This is a genomic window from Lentzea rhizosphaerae, from assembly GCF_042649515.1.
Lineage (GTDB): Bacteria > Actinomycetota > Actinomycetes > Mycobacteriales > Pseudonocardiaceae > Lentzea > Lentzea aerocolonigenes.
Window position 1 is genome coordinate 1 of sequence record NZ_JBHRZI010000036.1, and the last position, 17,731, is coordinate 17,731.

General features: G+C 67.9%; 16 protein-coding genes. 14 read left to right on the forward strand and 2 right to left on the reverse strand.

Annotated elements, in window-relative coordinates:
* The 12 genes from ACFOWZ_RS37630 to ACFOWZ_RS37685 form a co-directional block, all read left to right on the forward strand.
* The coding region (locus tag ACFOWZ_RS37630; protein ID WP_382378724.1) for an HNH endonuclease signature motif containing protein at window positions 1-784 on the forward strand (784 nt) is incomplete at its 5' end.
* Window positions 785-1,550: 766 nt separating this feature from the next.
* On the forward strand, window positions 1,551-2,483 hold the full coding sequence (locus ACFOWZ_RS37635; RefSeq protein ID WP_382378725.1) for a D-2-hydroxyacid dehydrogenase family protein: 933 nt from the start codon (window positions 1,551-1,553) through the stop codon (window positions 2,481-2,483).
* 41 nt (window positions 2,484-2,524) lie between these two features.
* Window positions 2,525-3,385: an NmrA/HSCARG family protein gene (locus ACFOWZ_RS37640; protein ID WP_382378726.1), complete on the forward strand. Its 861-nt coding sequence runs from the start codon at window positions 2,525-2,527 to the stop codon at window positions 3,383-3,385.
* 13 nt (window positions 3,386-3,398) lie between these two features.
* A complete protein-coding gene (locus ACFOWZ_RS37645; protein ID WP_382378727.1) occupies window positions 3,399-3,854 on the forward strand; it encodes an SRPBCC family protein in 456 nt (151 codons plus the stop codon).
* Between the two features lie 245 nt (window positions 3,855-4,099).
* Entirely contained in the window at window positions 4,100-5,188 is a 1,089-nt protein-coding gene (locus ACFOWZ_RS37650) for a mandelate racemase/muconate lactonizing enzyme family protein (RefSeq protein ID WP_382378728.1), read from the forward strand.
* Window positions 5,189-5,208: 20 nt separating this feature from the next.
* Window positions 5,209-7,152 carry an alpha-galactosidase D gene (locus ACFOWZ_RS37655; RefSeq protein ID WP_382378729.1) on the forward strand — a complete coding sequence of 648 codons (1,944 nt, stop codon included), beginning with the start codon at window positions 5,209-5,211 and terminating at the stop codon, window positions 7,150-7,152.
* Between the two features lie 22 nt (window positions 7,153-7,174).
* A complete protein-coding gene (locus ACFOWZ_RS37660; protein ID WP_382378730.1) occupies window positions 7,175-8,137 on the forward strand; it encodes a carbohydrate ABC transporter permease in 963 nt (320 codons plus the stop codon).
* A 12-nt stretch (window positions 8,138-8,149) separates the two neighbouring features.
* Window positions 8,150-9,031 (forward strand): carbohydrate ABC transporter permease, encoded by an 882-nt coding sequence (locus ACFOWZ_RS37665; RefSeq protein WP_382378731.1) that lies wholly within the window; start codon window positions 8,150-8,152, stop codon window positions 9,029-9,031.
* Window positions 9,028-11,184 (forward strand): glycosyl hydrolase family 95 catalytic domain-containing protein, encoded by a 2,157-nt coding sequence (locus ACFOWZ_RS37670; RefSeq protein ID WP_382378732.1) that lies wholly within the window; start codon window positions 9,028-9,030, stop codon window positions 11,182-11,184. Before ACFOWZ_RS37665 ends, ACFOWZ_RS37670 begins: the two co-directional genes overlap by 4 nt.
* Window positions 11,178-12,080 carry an acetylxylan esterase gene (locus ACFOWZ_RS37675; RefSeq protein ID WP_382378733.1) on the forward strand — a complete coding sequence of 301 codons (903 nt, stop codon included), beginning with the start codon at window positions 11,178-11,180 and terminating at the stop codon, window positions 12,078-12,080. Before ACFOWZ_RS37670 ends, ACFOWZ_RS37675 begins: the two co-directional genes overlap by 7 nt.
* Window positions 12,077-13,414 carry an ABC transporter substrate-binding protein gene (locus ACFOWZ_RS37680; protein ID WP_382378734.1) on the forward strand — a complete coding sequence of 446 codons (1,338 nt, stop codon included), beginning with the start codon at window positions 12,077-12,079 and terminating at the stop codon, window positions 13,412-13,414. Before ACFOWZ_RS37675 ends, ACFOWZ_RS37680 begins: the two co-directional genes overlap by 4 nt.
* A gap of 10 nt (window positions 13,415-13,424) precedes the next feature.
* On the forward strand, window positions 13,425-14,078 hold the full coding sequence (locus tag ACFOWZ_RS37685) for a GntR family transcriptional regulator (RefSeq protein WP_382378735.1): 654 nt from the start codon (window positions 13,425-13,427) through the stop codon (window positions 14,076-14,078).
* A gap of 18 nt (window positions 14,079-14,096) precedes the next feature.
* Here ACFOWZ_RS37685 and ACFOWZ_RS37690 read toward each other — a convergent pair whose 3' ends face one another.
* On the reverse strand, window positions 14,097-14,330 hold the full coding sequence (locus tag ACFOWZ_RS37690; RefSeq protein ID WP_382378736.1) for a hypothetical protein: 234 nt from the start codon (window positions 14,328-14,330) through the stop codon (window positions 14,097-14,099).
* A 604-nt stretch (window positions 14,331-14,934) separates the two neighbouring features.
* Between ACFOWZ_RS37690 and ACFOWZ_RS37695 the strand changes: the two genes are divergently transcribed.
* On the forward strand, window positions 14,935-15,570 hold the full coding sequence (locus ACFOWZ_RS37695) for a hypothetical protein (protein ID WP_449280289.1): 636 nt from the start codon (window positions 14,935-14,937) through the stop codon (window positions 15,568-15,570).
* A gap of 91 nt (window positions 15,571-15,661) precedes the next feature.
* Window positions 15,662-16,873, forward strand: coding sequence for an MFS transporter (locus tag ACFOWZ_RS37700; RefSeq protein WP_382378737.1), 1,212 nt, complete (start codon window positions 15,662-15,664; stop codon window positions 16,871-16,873).
* Between the two features lie 2 nt (window positions 16,874-16,875).
* Here ACFOWZ_RS37700 and ACFOWZ_RS37705 read toward each other — a convergent pair whose 3' ends face one another.
* Window positions 16,876-17,727 carry an XRE family transcriptional regulator gene (locus ACFOWZ_RS37705; protein WP_382378738.1) on the reverse strand — a complete coding sequence of 284 codons (852 nt, stop codon included), beginning with the start codon at window positions 17,725-17,727 and terminating at the stop codon, window positions 16,876-16,878.
* Window positions 17,728-17,731 lie beyond the last annotated feature (4 nt).

Below are 17,731 nucleotides of genomic sequence, written 5' to 3' on the forward strand. Positions count from 1 at the left end.
GCGCACCCTGGGCGGGAAACTCGCCTACTCCCTCTACCAGAACGACCCCGAGCCCCGCGAGCCCGACCAGACGCCGCCGCCTGCGAATGAGCATTCGATGCAGTGGAAGAACGGGCGGCTGGAGATCCGCGCCAAGCTGGACAAGGTCACCGGCGCCAAGTACGAGGCACTGCTCGATCCCTTGGCCAAGCCCCGCCCGGACACCGGCGAAGGCCCGGACCCGCGCACCCGCTCCCAGCGCGAAGGCGACGCCCTGGCCGAGCTGATCGAGTTGATGCTGCGCGCCGACCAGCTGCCCGAGCACGGCGGTGAGCCGGTCACGATGACGGTGACGATGCGCTACGAGGACCTGGTCAAGCAGGTGGGCGAGGCGATGCTGGACACCGGCGAGCACCTCCCCGCCGACCAGCTCCGCCGGGTGGCCTGCGACGCGGGCATCATCCCCGCCGTACTGGGTGGCGAGGGTCAGCCGCTGGACATCGGCCGCAAGACTCGTACCTTCCCCGCCCGGATCCGCCGGGCCCTGGTTCTCAGGGATCGTGGCTGTGCCTTCCCGGGCTGTGACAGACCGCCCCGGCACTGCGACGGCCACCATGTCCGGCATTGGGCCGACGGCGGGGACACCTCGGTCGACAACGCGGTGTTGCTGTGCCGCCAGCACCACACGCTGATCCACCAGAGCAAGTGGGAAGTCAGGATGATCACCGGCATCCCGACCTTCTACGCACCGGCCTGGCTCGACCCCCAGCGAACGCCCAGACGCAACCTGATCAACACCGCCTGACCACGGCCAGGCGGTGCCGATGAAGGCCGCCCCGACCACGGCCAGGCACTCTCGCCAACGCTGCCGGACTACCCCAGGCACCCTCGCCAACGCCGAGAAACCAACGGCGGCATGGGGCGGTCGTTGCCCCCTGCCTCGTGGTACTACAGCCGCGTAGAGACAATTCCGGGAGGCGATTCCCGCGAGGCGATTCCCGCGAGGCTAATCCGGCGAGGGCAATCCCCTGGGATCAATCCTGCGAGCTAGTCCCGCAGAGGTAATCCCGCATGAGCGTCCTGCGTGGTCACGTCCAGTGCAGTCAATCTCGCGGAGCCGAAGCCGAGCACCCAACAACCGCGATGGCGAAGCCGAGCCGGACAGGGCTATGCGTCATCGGGCAACCGGTAATGAGGTGAGCCGACCAACAAACGCGACCACGCACGATTGCGATTGGGGCTTGACTTTGGGAGCGAGGTGCTACGCTGGTTGGATCGGCCGGGCTCTTATTGCCCGGCTTTTCAAGGCCGATGAGCGCCTCGCAAGGGCCCCGAAGTCAAGCCCCAATCGCAATCGTCGCGAAGCGGCGATGACGCAACCAAAGCTCGTTATACGACCCAAAGCGACCAACAACGCAAAGCGACATGACCGCATAGGGGACCGCTCCGCTGGAACCGCGCCGAACCGCCCACGTCGACGTCCAACACCTCGAACGCCCACAGCCCGGTCGAGATGTTGGCCTGCGCCAGGTGAAAAGCCCCCATGCCACCACTCTGACATGATCGGGTCCATGAGGTGTGTGGTGCTGGACGACTACCAGGGCGTGGCGCTCGCCAACGCCGACTGGTCCGGTCTCGACGTGACCGTGCTGCGCGAACACCTGGACGACCCGGCACCGGCGCTGGCCGACGCCGAGTGCGTAGTGATCATGCGCGAGCGGACCCCGTTCACGGCCGAGCTGTTCGCCCGGTTGCCGAAGCTCCGGTTGCTGGTCACGAGCGGGATGCGCAACGCCTCCATCGACCTCGCCGCGGCGCGCGAGCACGGCGTCACGGTTTGCGGCACCGGCAGCGCCAAGACGCCGCCGACCGAGTTGACCTGGGCGTTGATCCTGGGCCTCGCCCGGCACCTGGTCGTCGAGAACGCGGCGTTCCACGACGGCGGGCCGTGGCAGAGCACCGTCGGCGTGGACCTTGCCGGCCGCACGCTCGGCCTGGTCGGGTTCGGCAACCTCGGCAGGGCGGTGGGCCGGATCGGCAAGGCGTTCGGGATGGACGTCGTCGCGTGGAGCCCGAACCTTACTCCCGATCGGACCGAAGCCGAGGATGTGCGGCTCGCGTCCGGGCTGCACGACCTGTTGGGGCAGAGCGACTTCGCGTCGATCCACCTCGTGCTGAGCGAGCGGAGCCGTGGGCTGGTCGACGCGGCGGCGCTGGCGTGCCTGAAGCCGTCGGCGTTCCTGGTCAACACCTCGCGTGCGGCCATCGTGGACGGACCCGCCCTGCTGGAAGTGCTGCGGGAGAGGCGGATCGCCGGCGCCGGGCTCGACGTGTTCGAGGTCGAGCCGCTGCCGTTGACCGACGAGCTGCGGACCCTGCCGAACGTCCTCGCCACCCCGCACCTCGGCTACGTCACCGAGGCGAACTACCGCACGTACTTCCGCGAGGCCGTCGAGGACGTCCACGCGTTCGTCGCCGGAGAACCGATCCGCGAACTGAAGTAACCGTTGGCGCGTCCTGGCGATAGACAGCCAGGAGGTCCGCGATGGACGACACCGGGTTGATCGTGGTCACGGGTGCGACCGGCCGCCAGGGCGGTGCGGTCGCACGGCACCTGCTCGCGGACGGCTGGCGGGTGCGCGCTTTGACGCGTGATCCCGCGTCGGCCGCAGCAGCCGCACTCTCGTCCTCCGGCGCCGAGGTCGTGCGGGCGGACATGGACGACATCGCGACGCTCCGCCCGGCGATGGCGGGAGCACAGGGCGTGTTCAGCGTCCAGAACCCGATGATCAGCGGGCTCGACGGCGAGGTCCGGCAGGGACGTGCGGTCGGCGACGCCGCGGCCGAGGCCGGGGTGCGGCACGTCGTGTACGCGTCGGCTGGACCGGGTGTGCCGGGCACCGGTGTCGGGCAGTGGGACAACAAGCTCGTCGTGCGGGAGCACCTGGAGTCGCTCGGCCTGCCGCTGACGGTCCTGCGCCCGATGGCGTTCATGGAACTGATGACGGACAAGGACTTCTACCCGCCCGTGTCCATGTGGCACCTGATGCCGAAGCTGGTCGGCGTCGACCGGCCGCTGCCGTGGCTGTGCGCCGACGACGTGGGTGCGGTGGCGGCGAAGGTCTTCGCCGAGCCGGGCCGGTTCGTGGGCGTGGAAGTCCCGCTGTGCGCGGACGTGCGGACCATCGACGAGTGCCGTGCGCTCTGGCGGAAGGCGACGGGCCGCGCGCCGCGGGGCTTCCCGATGCCGATCTGGCTCTTCCACCGGTTCGTCGGCGACGACCTGACGAAGATGTGGCGCTGGCTGCACGCGAACCCCGTCGTGGCCGATCCCTCCACGACCAGGGCGATCGTGCCGTCCGCGAAGACCGTCGAGCAGTGGCTGGTGCAGCGAACCTACTCGTAGTAACTTCGGCGGCATGACGCCGGACGCCTCCGCGCACATCGACATCGCCGCGACCCCGCAACGGGTGTTCGACCTGGTCAGCGATCTGCGAGGGCTGAGCGGCGTCGCTGAGGAGTACGCGGGCGGCAAGTGGCTGGGCACGTCCGGCCCGTCCGTCGGGGCGCGCTTCCGCGGCGTCAACAAGCGCGGCTGGCGGGTCTGGCCGACGACGTCCACCGTCACCGACTGCTCGGCCGAGCGGTTCGCGTTCGAGGTGAAGTCGCTCGGGATGCCGGTGTCGCGCTGGCAGTACGACATCGAACAGACGGCGGACGGCTGCCGCGTCACGGAGTCCACCTGGGACCGCCGGCCGAGCTGGTACAAGCCGATCACCGTGCTCGCCACCGGGGTCAAGGACCGCGCGGTGACGAACCAGGCCAACATCGTGGCGACGCTGGAGCGGCTGAAGCGGGCGGCGGAGTCCGCCTGACCTGTCCGCTGACAATCGGACAGAAACGCTCACATCTTCACTCACAGTCCAACACGCCTGAACAAGGCCGACCACGGCTGTGAGCTGCAAACATCGGAGGACCGGAACAAGAACCGGTCGCCTCACCCCCTTTTTAACGCTCCCACCAGCGTGGGAGCGTGGCCGAACGACGGTTGACACCCTCGAAACCTCAGCGTTCAATCCCCGTCAAATATCCTATAGGATCAGAGATCCGAGGAGTTGGCGTGGCAAAGGTCCTGCGTGCCGAGGCGTTCCAGGTCGACGTTCCCGTCGAGACGCTGCGCACCGACGCGGTCCAGCAGTTCGTCAAGCAGGAGACGGTCTTCGTCGAGATCACGACCGACGACGGCCTCACGGGACTCGGTTACGCCTACACGATCGGCACGGGCGGCAGCTCGGTCCTCGCCCTCCTCAAAGATCACCTGCTGCCGCGGCTCGTCGACGCCGACGCGCGCCGGATCGAGCAGATCTGGCAGGACCTGTTCGCGAGCACGCGCAGCACCACGGTCGGCGCGATCACCTCGCTCGCCCTGGCCGCCGTCGACACCGCGCTGTGGGACCTGCACTGCCTGCGCGCCGGGGAACCGTTGTGGCGCGTGGCAGGCGGCTTCCGGCAGGAGGTGCCGCTGTACGACACCGAGGGCGGCTGGCTGCACCTGTCCACCGAGGACCTCGTCAAGGGCGCGAAGGAGACGGCGGCGCAGGGCTGGCAGGGCATCAAGATCAAGGTCGGCAAACCCGACCTGACCGAGGATGTCGAACGTCTCGAAGCCGTCAGGGAAGCGGTCGGCGAGCGGTTCGCGATCATGGTCGACGCCAACCAGTCCATGACCAGCGCCGAGGCGATCCGGCGTGCGGACGCCTTCAAGAACGTCGGGCTCGCGTGGCTCGAAGAACCGCTTCCCGCCGACGACGTGAGCGGGCACGAACGGCTCGCTCGCAGCACGAGCATCCCGATCGCGGTGGGGGAGTCGCTGTACTCGGTGGCGCAGTTCCGCGAGTACCTCGAACGGGGTGCCGCCTCGATCGTCCAGGTCGACGCGGCACGGATCGGCGGCATCACGCCGTTCCTCAAGGTCGCGCACCTCGCGGAGGCGTTCAACGCCGACGTCTGCCCGCACTTCCTGATGGAGCTGCACGTCAGCCTCGCGGCCGCGCTGCCCAACGGGAAGTTCGTCGAGCACATCCCGCAGTTGCGCGGCATCACGAAGAGCGAGCTGACCGTCCACAACGGACACGCACTCGCGCCTGACACGCCAGGTCTCGGCATCGACTGGGACCGCGACGCGATGGAAGACCTCCGGGTCGCCTGAAAAATCACAAAGGAGTGGTCTTGAGAGCGTTAGGTGTCGTTGCCGGTCTGCTCGCGTCGCTGATCGCGGTCCCGGCGGCCCAAGCACAACAGCAGGCCCCCGTACTGGGTGAAAAGCCGTACATGGGCTGGAGCAGCTGGACGTTGCAGGCGACCAACTACCCCGGGGTGAACCCGGACGGTCCCGCCAGCTGGCTGAACGAGAAGAACGTCCTCGCCCAGGCCGACGTGCTCGCGGCGAAGTTCAAGACGCACGGCTACAACCACGTGAACGTCGACGCGGGCTGGCTCGGCTCGTTCGACGAGTACGGCCGGCCGGTCGTGGACGCGAAGAAGTTCCCGCACGGCTTCAAGTGGCTCGGCGAGTACGTCCACGGCAAGGGCCTCAAGTTCGGTTCGTACCTGGCGGTCGGCCTGGACCTCAAGGCCTACAACGACGGCAAGACGCCGATCTACAACGCGCCCGGCTGCACCACCAAGGACCTCGTCTACCCGGACCTGCGCAAGACCAACGGGTGGGACATGGCCTACAAGATGAACTTCGCCAACCCGTGCTCGCAGAAGTACATCGACTCGATCGCGCAGGTGCTCGCGGGGTGGGGCGTCGACTTCCTCAAGCTCGACGGCGTCGGCCCCGGCAGCTTCAGGGGCGGGGAGAACTACGACAACACCGACGACGTGAAGGCGTGGAACTCCGCGCTCAAAGCCACCGGCCGCCCGATCCAGTTCCTGATCTCGTGGGCGCTCAGCCACCGCCAAGCCGACGTGTGGAAGGCCAACACCAACGGCTGGCGCGTCGACACCGACGTCGAGTGCTACTGCCCGACGCTCGTCACCTGGAACCAGTCGGTGAAGCAGCGGTGGAACGACGTCGTGCAGTGGATCGACGACGCGGGCCCCGGCCGGTGGAACAACCTCGACAGCCTCGCCGTCGGCAACGGTGAGATGGACGGCATCACCGAGGCCGAACGCCGCAGCTACATGACGTTGTGGGCGATCTCCAGCTCACCGCTGTACATGGGCGACGACCTCACCAAGATCGACGACTTCGGCTACAGGCTTCTCACCAACGACGAGGTCATCGCGATCAACCAGGCCGGGATTCCAGCCCGTCCGGTCGACCAGTTCTCCGACCAACAGGTCTGGTACGCCCGCAACGCCGACGGCAGCTACACCGTGGCGTTGTTCAACCTCGGCTCGAAGCCCGCGAGCGTCACCGCGGACCTCGCCCAGCTCGGGATCTCCGGCAACGCCAAGGTCCGCGACGTCTGGGAGCGCAAGGACGTCGGTCAGGCCAAGGGCTCGTTCACCGCGGACCTGCCGGTGCACGGCACGAAGCTGCTGAAGATCACTCCGCGCTCGGCCGTCGCTCCCGGCGTCGTCCAGGGCACCGGTGCCACGCCGACGAGCATCTCGCTGAAGTGGTACGGCAAGTCCGGCGTCCGTTACGACGTCTACGCGGGCAACAAGAAGGTCGCGACGACCACCGACACCAAGGCGACCGTCACCGGCCTGACCCCGTCGACCTCCTACGAGTTCACGGTGGTGCAGAACGGCAGTCGCTCGAAGCCGGTTTCGTTCGTCACACCCAACGAATCCGTGACGTACGAGGCAGAGAAGGGCAGCGTCGCCGGTGGCGCGACCGTCTACGGCTGCGCGTGCTCGAACGGCAACAAGGTCGGGTTCATCGGCGGCAGCGGTGTTCTCACCATGCCGACCGTGACCGTGCCGCGCGAGGGCACCTACCTCGTCGAGCTGTCCTACATCGACGCGAGCTCCAGCCGGACCGGCGTCGTCACGGTGAACGGCACCAGCTTCAAGCTGCCCGTCGCCGGGTCCAACGACGACAACTGGAACGCGCCGCAGAAGGTCACCGTGCCGATCTACCTGCTGGCGGGCAACAACACGATTCGCTTCGGCAACCCCGACGACTCCGTGTTCGACGTCGACAGCATCCGCATCTAACCCTTCTCAGACAGGAGGCGTCGTGGTGACAACCGTGCAGGACTCCAGCGCCCAGGTCGTGCGCAGACCTGTCACCGCGGCGCCTCCGCCCACACGGCGGCGCCCAGGCCCCGCCTCGCGCCGCAACGACACCTGGGTCGCGTGGCTGCTGGTCACGCCCGCGATCCTCGGGTTCGGCGTGTTCTTCGCCTACCCCATGCTGCGCGGCGTGTACCTGAGCTTCACCGAGTTCCACATCCTCACCCCGCCGGTGTTCACGGGGCTCGCGAACATCCAGGAGCTGGTCGGCGACGGCAGGTTCTGGCACTCGCTCGGCGTCACCGCGTACTTCGTGGTGCTGTCGGTGGTGCTGGGCGTCGGCGTCTCGCTCGTCACCGCGGTCGTGTTGCACCGGCTGGGAGTCAACACGACGGTCCGCGGGCTGATGATCCTGCCGTTCCTCATCTCCGGTGTCGTCACGGCGCTGGTGTGGACGTGGATGCTCGACCCGCAGCTCGGCATCGTGAACCAGCTGATCACGTGGGTCACCGACGAGCCCGTCATGTTCTTCGGTTCCGGCGGCTGGGCGGTGCCGACACTGGCCGCGTTGAACGTGTGGAAGTCCATGGGCTACAACGCGGTTCTCATCTTCGCCGGCCTGCAGACGATCCCGGCGTCGATCTACGAGGCCGGCCGGATCGACGGCGCGTCGGAGTGGCAGATGTTCCGCTCGCTGACGTTGCCGCTGCTGCGGCCGATCCTGGTGATGGTCGTGATCCTCAACGTGATCAGCGCGACCCAGGTCTTCGACATCGTCCAGGTCAGCACCAAGGGCGGTCCGGCGGACGCGTCGCTCGTGCTCCAGATGTACATCTACGACAAGGCGTTCGGCCAGTTCGACTTCGGTTACGCCGCAACGATGTCGCTCGCCCTGTTCCTTTTGCTCGTCGCGGTGACCTTCACGCAGCTGCGGATGGCCCGTGCGGGTGAGTCGGACACGAACTGAGGAGGCTTGCGGGTGACTCTTCCGATGAAGCTCGGCAGGGGCGCGGCCTGGGGCTACCTGATCGTCGTCCTGCTGATCACGATCTTCCCGTTCTACTGGATCGTGCGCACCGCGCTGTCCAACAACTTCGCGATGTCGACGGACCCGTCGTCGTTGCTGCCCGTGGACTTCACGTGGGGTCCGTTCAAACGGGCTCTCGGCCTCGCGACACCGGCGGAAGCCGCGGCGGAGGGCGGTTCCGGCGCCAAGATCGACCTGGCTCTGGCGCTGTGGAACTCCGTTGTGTACGCAGGGTTGCTGACTTTGTGCACGGTCGGGTTCTCGGCGTTGGCGGCCTACGCGTTCGCGCGATTGCGCTGGAAGGGCCGTGACGTCGTCTTCGGTGTGCTGCTGACCGCGCTGATGGTGCCGTCGGTGTTCACGCTGCTGCCGAACTTCGTGCTGATGAAGGACCTGGGACTGCTCAACACGTTCGGCGGCATGATCCTGCCGGGCGCGTTCTTCTCCGCCTTCAACATCTTCTTCCTGCGGCAGTTCATGTTGGGGCTGTCGAACGAGGTCGAGGAGGCCGCGATCATCGACGGCGCCGGGCCGTTGCGGGTGTGCTTCCGGATCGTGCTGCCGATGAGCGTCGCGCCGATGGCGACCCTGACGTTGCTGACGTTCATCACGACGTGGAACGACTACTTCTGGCCGTTGCTCGTCACCAACGACGAGTCGGTCCGCCCGCTCACCCTGGCGCTGGCGGTGTTCAAGCAGTCCTCACCGCAGGCGTCGCTGGACTGGGCGGGCCTGATGGCGGCGACGCTGGTCGCGGCGCTGCCGATGTTGCTGCTGTTCGTGGTCTTCGGGCGGCGGCTGGTCAACTCCATCGGCTTCACGGGGATCAAGTGAGACTGCACTGGCCGCGTGAAGCGGCGGAGTGGACCGAGGCGTTGCCCGTGGGCAACGGACGCCTTGGCGCGATGGTGTTCGGCGGGGCCGGCCGGTCCCGCGTGCAGGTGAACGACGCAACGGTGTGGTCGGGCACGGCGGACGGGCCTTCTCTCGCGTTGGCCGACGTGCTGGCTTCCGGTGCTGGTCCGGAACGACTTGCTGAGGTGCGTGCCGCGATCTTCGGCGGTGATCTGGAACGGGCCACCGAGCTGCTGATGTCGTTCGAGGGCCCGTACAGCCAGACGTTCCTGCCGTATGTGGATCTGTGGATCACGCTGCCAGAGGGTGAGTCGCACGGCCGTACCCTGGACCTGAGCACGGGCGTGGTCACCGAGCGGCTGACGATCGACGGCGCGGAGGTCGTCCGGCGCGTGTGGGCGTCGGAAACGGCGCTCTGCGTGGAGATCGTCGGCGCGGTGCCGGTCGACGTCGAGCTGACGACACCGCTGCGCGAGGTCTCGCGGGACGGCCTGAACCTCGTGATCGAGATTCCGGTGGACTCCGCGCCGAAGCACGAACCTCAGGTCGAGGCCCCGGTCTACGGCTCGGGCGAGCGCGGCACGGTGTCGGTCGAGATCCGGCAGAGCGACCGCTGGTTGCTGACTCTGACCAGCTCCACGACGGCGGAGTCGGGGTGGGCAGGCAAACGCCACGGCACCCACATGACGTTGATGGACGCGTGCGAGGTCACGTTCGGCGACGTCCCCGAGATCGTCGACGTGCCGGAGTTGTTGTCCGGCAAGGGCGAGCAGCTCATCGCCTCGGTGCTGTTCGCGTTCGGCCGCTACCTGCTGGTCTCCTCGTCACGGCCCGGCGCGCCGCCCGCGAACCTCCAGGGCATCTGGAACGGCGAGCTGCGGCCCGCCTGGTCGTCGAACTACACGATCAACATCAACACGCAGATGAACTACTGGGCGGCCGAGGTCACCGGGCTCGCCGAGTGCCACGAACCGTTGCTGGAGCTGCTGGAGAAGCTCGCGGTGACCGGGGCGGACGTCGCGCGGGAGTTGTACGGTTCGCGTGGCTGGGTCGCGCACCACAACACCGACGCGTGGGGCTGGTCGCTGCCGGTCGGCATGGGCCACGGCGCGCCGTCGTGGGCGATCTGGCAGATGGGTGGCGCGTGGCTCGTCCAGCACGCCTGGGACCACTACGACTTCGCCCGCACCTGGTCCACTTTGGAGCGTGCGTGGCCGTTGCTGCGCGGCTGTGCGGAGTTCTGCCTCGACTGGCTGGTCGAAGGTCCGGACGGCTACCTGGACACGTGCCCGTCGACCTCGCCGGAGAACTGGTTCCTCGTCGACGGCGAACCTCAGGCGCTGACGTGGTCCGTGACCATGGACGTGGTGCTGATCCGTGCCGTGTTCGAACGGACCCTGGCGCTGGCACTGGCTTCGGGCCGAGCCGACCCGATCGTCGCCGAGATCTCGGCCGCTCTGCCCCGACTGCGACCGGTGCCGGTGTTCGGCGAGCGGCTGGGGGAGTGGGTCGAAGATCTGCCGGAGGAGGACCCGACGCACCGGCACCTGTCCCACCTGGTGTCCGTGTACCCGCTAGGCCAGATCGTCGCCGGCACCCCGCTGGGCGACGCCGCGGTGGCCTCGATGGACCGGCGCGGCAACGGCGCGATGGGCTGGTCGTGGGCCTGGAAGATGGCGCTGCGAGCCCGGTTGGGCGACGGCGAGACCGTGAAGTCGTTGCTGTCGGAGGCCTCGCAACCGTTCACCGGCGACCGGCACCGCGACGCGCCGTTCGACGGCTCGGAGTGGGGCGGCCTGCTGCCGAACCTGTTCAGCACGCACCCGCCGTTCCAGATCGACGGCAACTACGGCTTCACCGCGGCTCTCGCGGAAGTGGTGGTGCAGAGCCACACCGGCGTGATCGACGTGCTGCCCGCGCTGCCGTCCGGGTGGTCGCGCGGCTCGGCTCGCGGCCTGCGCTGCCGCGGCGGGCTGGCGGTCGACGTGACCTGGCACGACGGGTTCGTGTCCGTGCGGGTGCGGCGGTTGTCCGGTGACGCCGCGCAGGTCGTGCCGGTGCGCATCGGCGGAGGGCTGACCGAGGTCGTGGTGAACGACGTCGTGGACGTGCGCGGGAGGATTTCGTGCTGACCGACCTCGGCCTCGACGCGCTGTGGGAGTACCGCAGCTCTTATACGCGGCCGGACGACTTCGACTCGTTCTGGGACTCGACGCTGGCCGAGGCTCGTTCGTTTCCGTTGAAGGTCGAGGCGGTGCCGGTCGAGACGCCGTTGCGGACGCTGGACGTCTACGACGTGACGTTCTCCGGCTTCGGCGGCGACCGGATCCGCGCCTGGCTGCGGACCCCCGAAGGCGAGACCGGCCTGCCCGCCGTCGTGCAGTACCACGGGTACGGCAGCAACCGGGGGAGCGCGGTCGAGAACCTGACCTGGGCCAGCGCCGGGTTCGCCCACCTGCAGGTCGAGGTGCGGGATCAACGCGGTGGCGCGGGGTTCATGACCCGAGGGATCGCCGACCGCTCAACGTACTTCTACCGCCGCGTGTTCACGGACGCCGTTCGCGCGGTGGATGCCGTGCGTGCGTTGGGATCCCCGGAGGTTGCCGTGATCGGCAACAGCCAGGGTGGCGGGATCGCGCTGGCCGTCGCCGGTCTGGTGCCCGACCTGGCCGCCGTGCACGCGCAGGCACCGTTCCTGTGCGACTTCCGCAGGGCGCTGAACGTCTGCGGCCGCCCGCCCTACACCGAGCTCACCACCTACATCGCCGAGAACCGGCGAACCGACGTCTTCCCGACGCTGTCCTACTTCGACGGTGTGGGATTCGCCGCTCGAGCAGTCGCCCCCGCCTGGTTCTCGATCGGCCTGATGGACGACATCGTGCCGCCGTCCACCGTGTTCGGCGCCTACCACGCCTACGCCGGACCGCGGCAGATCCAGATCTGGGAGCACAGCGCCCACGAGGCGGGCGGCTCCGACGACCTCGACATCGCACTCGACGCCTTCCGCTCGCAACTGGAGATGCCATGAAAATCGCCGCCTTGGCAGCCGTGACAGCACTGGTGATCGCGGGTTGCGGGAGTTCCGACACGGGCTCCGGCAACACCGTGAACTGGTGGACTTGGGACGACAAGCAGGCAGTCGCCTACGGCGAGTGCAAGAAGGCGTTCGAGGCCGCCAACCCCGGCACCGACGTGAAGATCACCCGCTACAACGTCGACGACTACTTCACGAAGCTCACGGCAGGTTTCGTCGCGGGCACCGCGCCGGACGCGTTCCAGAACTCCGTGCAGTTCCTCCAGGCCTATGCCGGTCAACACCAACTGATGCCGCTCGACGACCTCATCGCGAAGTCCTCTGTGGACCTGAAGAAGTACTCCGTCGGCGTCGACACGTGGAAGTTCACCGACGGCAAGCAGTACGCGCTGCCGCTGGACTGGGCGGCTGCCGGCATCTACTACAGCAAGGACGCTCTGGCGAAGGCCGGGATCGCCGAGGCCGACGTGGCGAAGATGACCTGGAACCCGGACGACGGCGGCACGTTCGAGAAGATCGTGGCGAGGTTGACGATCGACAAGAACGGCAAGCGCGGCGACGAGCCCGGGTTCGACAAGAACGCCATCGCGACCTACGGCGTCGGTGCCATCGCCGGCCGCAGCTTCATCGGCGAGACGACCTGGGCTCCGCTCGTCTCGACGCTGGGCTGGAAGATGGGCGACAAGGACCAGTGGCCCACGAAGTTCAACTTCACCGATCCGCGTTTCGTGAAGACGATGAAGTGGGTGACGTCGCTGACCGAGCGCGGCTTCTCGCCGAAGCTCGGCACGTTCACGACCGGCAACCAGTCGACCATCTCCGACATCGACCTGGTGGGCTCGGGCAAGACCGCGATGACCATCGGCGGGTCGTGGTCCGCGCCGTCGTTCGGCAAGATCCCCGGCGTGCCCGTGGGCATCGCACCGACGCCGCTCGGGCCCGAGGGCAAGCGTTCGGTTCTTTCCAACTCGAACGGCAACAACATCTGGGCCGGTACCAAGAACCCGGACCTGACCTGGAAGTGGGTCAGCTACATGGGCAGCGAGGAGTGCCAGACCAAGGCGGGCGCCTCCGGCACGTTCTTCCCGTCGATTCCCGCCGCCATGGACAACACCGTGACCTCGATGAAGTCCCAGGGCGTCGACCTCACGGTCTTCAACCAGTACGTGAAAGACGGTGTTCTGTACCCGTCGACCGCTTATGCCAACGGTTCGGCCGTGCAGTCCGCCGAGCAGCCGTTGTTCGAGGCTTATTTCGGCGGCCAGCGCTCGGATGACGTGTTCGCCGAGATGGAACGCGTCAGCCAGGAGATACTGGCCAAGAACTGACGGAGGAGTGGTGTTGCGGATACCGAGCAGGCGCGTGCTCGCGGACGACGTCTACGAGCAGATCCGCGGGCTGATCATGAGCGACGGCATCGCGCCGGGCGCCCGCGTCAACATCGACGAGATCGCGCGCCAGCTCGACGTGTCCCCGACACCGGTCCGCGAGGCCCTCGCGCGCCTCGAGTCGGAGGAGCTGGTCAGCAGGCTGCCGTTGCGCGGCTACCGCGTGACGGACCTGCTGAACCGCAAGCAGGTCGACGACCTCTACGCCCTGCGCCTGCTGCTGGAGCCGCCGTCCGCGGCTCTGGCGGCGGCCCGCATGACGCCGGAGAACGTGGTCCTGATCGAGGAGGAGCTGGCGACCTGTCCGGCGGCTCCCGCCGATGACGCCTACGACGACTACAAGAACCTCACGGCGCACGACCAGCGGCTGCACGAGCTCATCCTGCGGATCGCGGGCAACGACGCCGTGCTCCAGTCGTTCGCCAAGACGCACTGCCACCTGCACCTGTTCCGGTTGAACTTCCAGCAGCCGTTCGGGGTGCAGACCATCACCGAGCACCGCGCGATCGTGGACGCGCTGGTGGCCGGGGACTCGGACGGGGCTCGTGACGCCATGACCGCGCACCTGGAAGTGGCACGAGCCCGTTTGTTGGACCGGATGTAGCAGGCTGTTTCACTGACTTCACTCGACGGGCCATGCGGGGAAGTAGTAGCCGTCCTGCCACGGGTACGCGAGGTCGCGATAGCCGCATCCCGCCGTCAGGTGACCGGCGTCCCGGAAGCCCTGTTCGGAGATCTCGCACTCCGCCATCGTCGGATACGGACCTATCCACGTCCACGCGGCGGCGGTGGCCACACCGGTGCCGCTCATCGCCAAGGCCGCGGAAATCCCCAGGACGCCAACAAGTCTTCGCATCAGACAAGCAAACTGCCCTCCGGCTGGGAGCCGCAAGCCACCGTTGTGCGCAGCAAGGCCGGACGAACGGGCGCTGACCGCTGTCGAACGGCGAAGCCGCGCTGAATCGAATCCAGTCGAACGGCACCGCCGCCGAATGGCCTCGCACCAGACCAGTGCGCCCACTGGTACGGCCTTGATCTGTCCATTCACGAACCATGTGTCAAACGGGCTTGCAAACCTTCGAAAAGACGTCTGACCTGCAAGATCATCAGGCTCGGAAAACCTTAAACGGATTTAAAACGCCTGTGGTCTAGTCCGATTTGAACCCCCTCCGTGACCTCCCCGTAGTCATCGGTACAACACCGATCGACCCCCCGAGGAGAATCGAATGGGCGCTCGACACCGCAAGCCCGCCATGATCGGCGCGGGCGCCATGCTCGCGGTCGCTGCTGTCGCCGGTGGCATCTTCGCCTTCAGCGGCACCAACTCGAACGCGGCTGAGGACTGCGGCGGACTGGACACCGCCCTGCAGAACAACCTGAACTTCATCGCTGGTCAGCAGGCGAACCCCGACGCGCAGTCGGACGCCCGCATCGCCAACCGGCAGGCGGTCGTCAACCTCATCAACCAGCGGCGTGCGGCGGCTGGTTGTGGCAACAACGTCCAGGCGCAGCCAGAGAAGGGCCAGGCGGCGACGTCCGGCGAGGACTGCGGCGGACTGGACAAGGCGTTGCAGAACAACCTGAACTTCATCGCGGGGCAGAAGGCCCAGCCGGACGCGCAGTCCGAGGCCCGCATCGCGAACAGGCAGGCCGTGGTCGACCTCATCCAGCAGCGACGCGAGGCGGCGGGCTGCAAGGGTGACGGCGGCGCGGCCAACGCCGGCCAGGGCAATGCGAACCAGGGCAACGCGAACCAGGGCAACAACGCCGGTCAGGGCCAGACGACGACCAAGCCCGCACCGAAGCCCGATGCGAACCAGGGCAACAACAACGGTGGCGGCGCGGCCGGCCAGCAGGTCTGCCAGGGTTCGACCGTCACGCTGTCCGGCGAGGGCGGCGCGCCCGCTGCGTCGAGCGGCACCTTCCCCGTCGGCACCACGCTGAAGGTCACCAACCTGGACAACAACAAGTCCACCACCGTCAAGGTGGCGTCCGTGTCCGGCAGCTGCGCGCTGCTGAACAACGCGGCCTTCGAACAGGTGCGTGAGCCCGGCAAGTTCCTGATCCGCAACGCGAAGATCGAGAAGATCGACTGACCGTCCACAACGGACGGGTACATCCCCCGGATGGCGCAAGGGGGTGTGCCCGTCCGTTGTGCTGTGTGCGCTCAGGTGAGATCTTGATCCGGTGACTGAGAAAGCGGCGCCACCGTCAGTCTTCCGGAACACCGCGTTCCTCCGTCTGTGGACCGGCACGACAGCCTCGGGTCTCGCGATGTGGGCCCTGCCGTTCGTGCTGGGCCTGGCCGTGCTCGAACGTTCGATCACGGCCGTCGAACTGGGTGTCGTGCTGGCCACCAGAACAGCGGGATTCCTCGCCGCGGTGCCTGTGGCAGGTGTGCTCGCCGACCGGTACGCCCGCCGGGTCGTGGTCTTCTGGTCCTGTCTCACGGCCGCGGTCGTGACACCGGTCATCGCACTCGGCATGGGCAGGTCGCTGCTGTTGATGGCCGTCGCGGCGACGATCGTCGGCGCCGGTCAGGGCGCGTGCCGCCCGGCGTTCCAGGCGCTCGTGGCCGAGGTGGTGCCGGAATCCGGACGGCAGCAGGCCAACGCCGCGATGACGTTGGCCGTGCGGGTGACCACGCTGGTCGCGCCGAGCCTCACCGCACTGGCGTCACTGCTGGTGGACGCCCGCGCGTTGCTCGCGGTCACGGCTGCGGTGTGGTTGCTGGCCGCGCTCGTGCCACCCGGGGGCAACGGCAGGCCGGTGCAGGCCGATGCCACCCGAGCGGGGTTCGTCGCCGACTTCGTCGAGGGCGTCAGGGAGGCGCGCCGCCACCCGTGGTTCCTCGCCGGGCTCAGCGCGCTGACCGTGGTGATCGCGACCGGTTATTCCGCGTCGGCCGTCCTGCTTCCGGTCGTGAGCAGGGATCGCTACGACACGGAGGCGGTGCTGGCGGCCGCCACGACCGCGTACACCGTCGGTGCCCTGCTGGGTGCGGTGCTGATCGCCCGCTGGCGGCCTCGGGCAGCGGGGTGGGCCGCGCTGGCCGGGCTCGGTTGCTACGGCCTGATACCGCTGTTCCTGCTGTTGCCGGTGCACCCGTTCGTCCTGATCGCCGCGTACGCCGTGACGGGGATCGGCATCGAGCTGTTCAACGTGCCCTGGTTCACCGCGACCCAGCGCGAGGTGGAGCCGGGCAAGCTGGCCCGTGTGTCCTCTTTGGACTTCCTGCTGTCGTACGGCCTGGCGCCGGTCGGTCTGGCGTTCATCGCGCCCGCGATCGACCAGTTCGGCACGAGCGCCGTGCTCATCGCCTGCGCGGTGATCTGCTTCGCCGCTCCCGCGGCCGCCGCGCTGGTCCCGTCATCGCGAGGGTTCAGCGCGAGGTCCTGACCTCACCAGTCCCAGCGGAAACCGCGCACCCCCGGCTGGACGTCCAGGGCAACGTCCAAGAGTGTCCCGCTCGGTTCGACGGGCGAGTCGTCGGCGAGCTGCACGACGGAGGCAGGTGGTGCCCCCTCGAAGGTCAGTTCCAGCACGTACTCCCGCGTGGGCAGCCGGAACCTGCGCTCGTAGCTGAAGGCGAGCGGACTCAGGTCCTCGTCCTGGTTGACGAGCTCGTGCTCGATCACGATGCTCTCGCCCTTGCGCAGCACGCGGCCGAACAGCAGCTCCACCACCAGGAAACCCCGTGCCTCGTCCTCGACCAGCCGCCCGATCTCGCAGTTCTTCAGGGCGCGCACCGCGGGCAACGGCCGGTCGTAGTCGTCGCTGTGCATGATCACGACCCAGCGGTCGGGCCCGTTCATCGACGCGGACAGCACCTGCCGCGAGCGGAAGGACTTCTCGGTCCGCTCCGCCCCGATCGTCACGAAGTCCTGCTGGCTGACCCGGATCAGCTGGTCGTCCCACTGGGTGTCCAGGTCCTGCATCGCGTCCTCGACCGGTGAGGTGTCCGGCCAGAACGTGGACATCGGCTCCGGGGCCCTGCGCAGCCACCGGCCCCGCGAACGCGGCGAGCCCAGGAGCTCGAAGAGGTGGCCCGGCGGCACCTGGAGGATGTGTTCCAAGTGGACGACCGCCTGCAGCGACTTCTGCCGCTCCGGGCGGCTGCGGCCCGTCTGCCAGGTGCTCAGCGTCGCCATCGACACCGACACGCCGTGCTGCGCGAGGTGTTCGCGCAGGCGTTCGAGGCCGAGACCGCGATTGGTGATCGCCGTCCGGAGCGCCTCCGCGAACTCGTCCACGCAG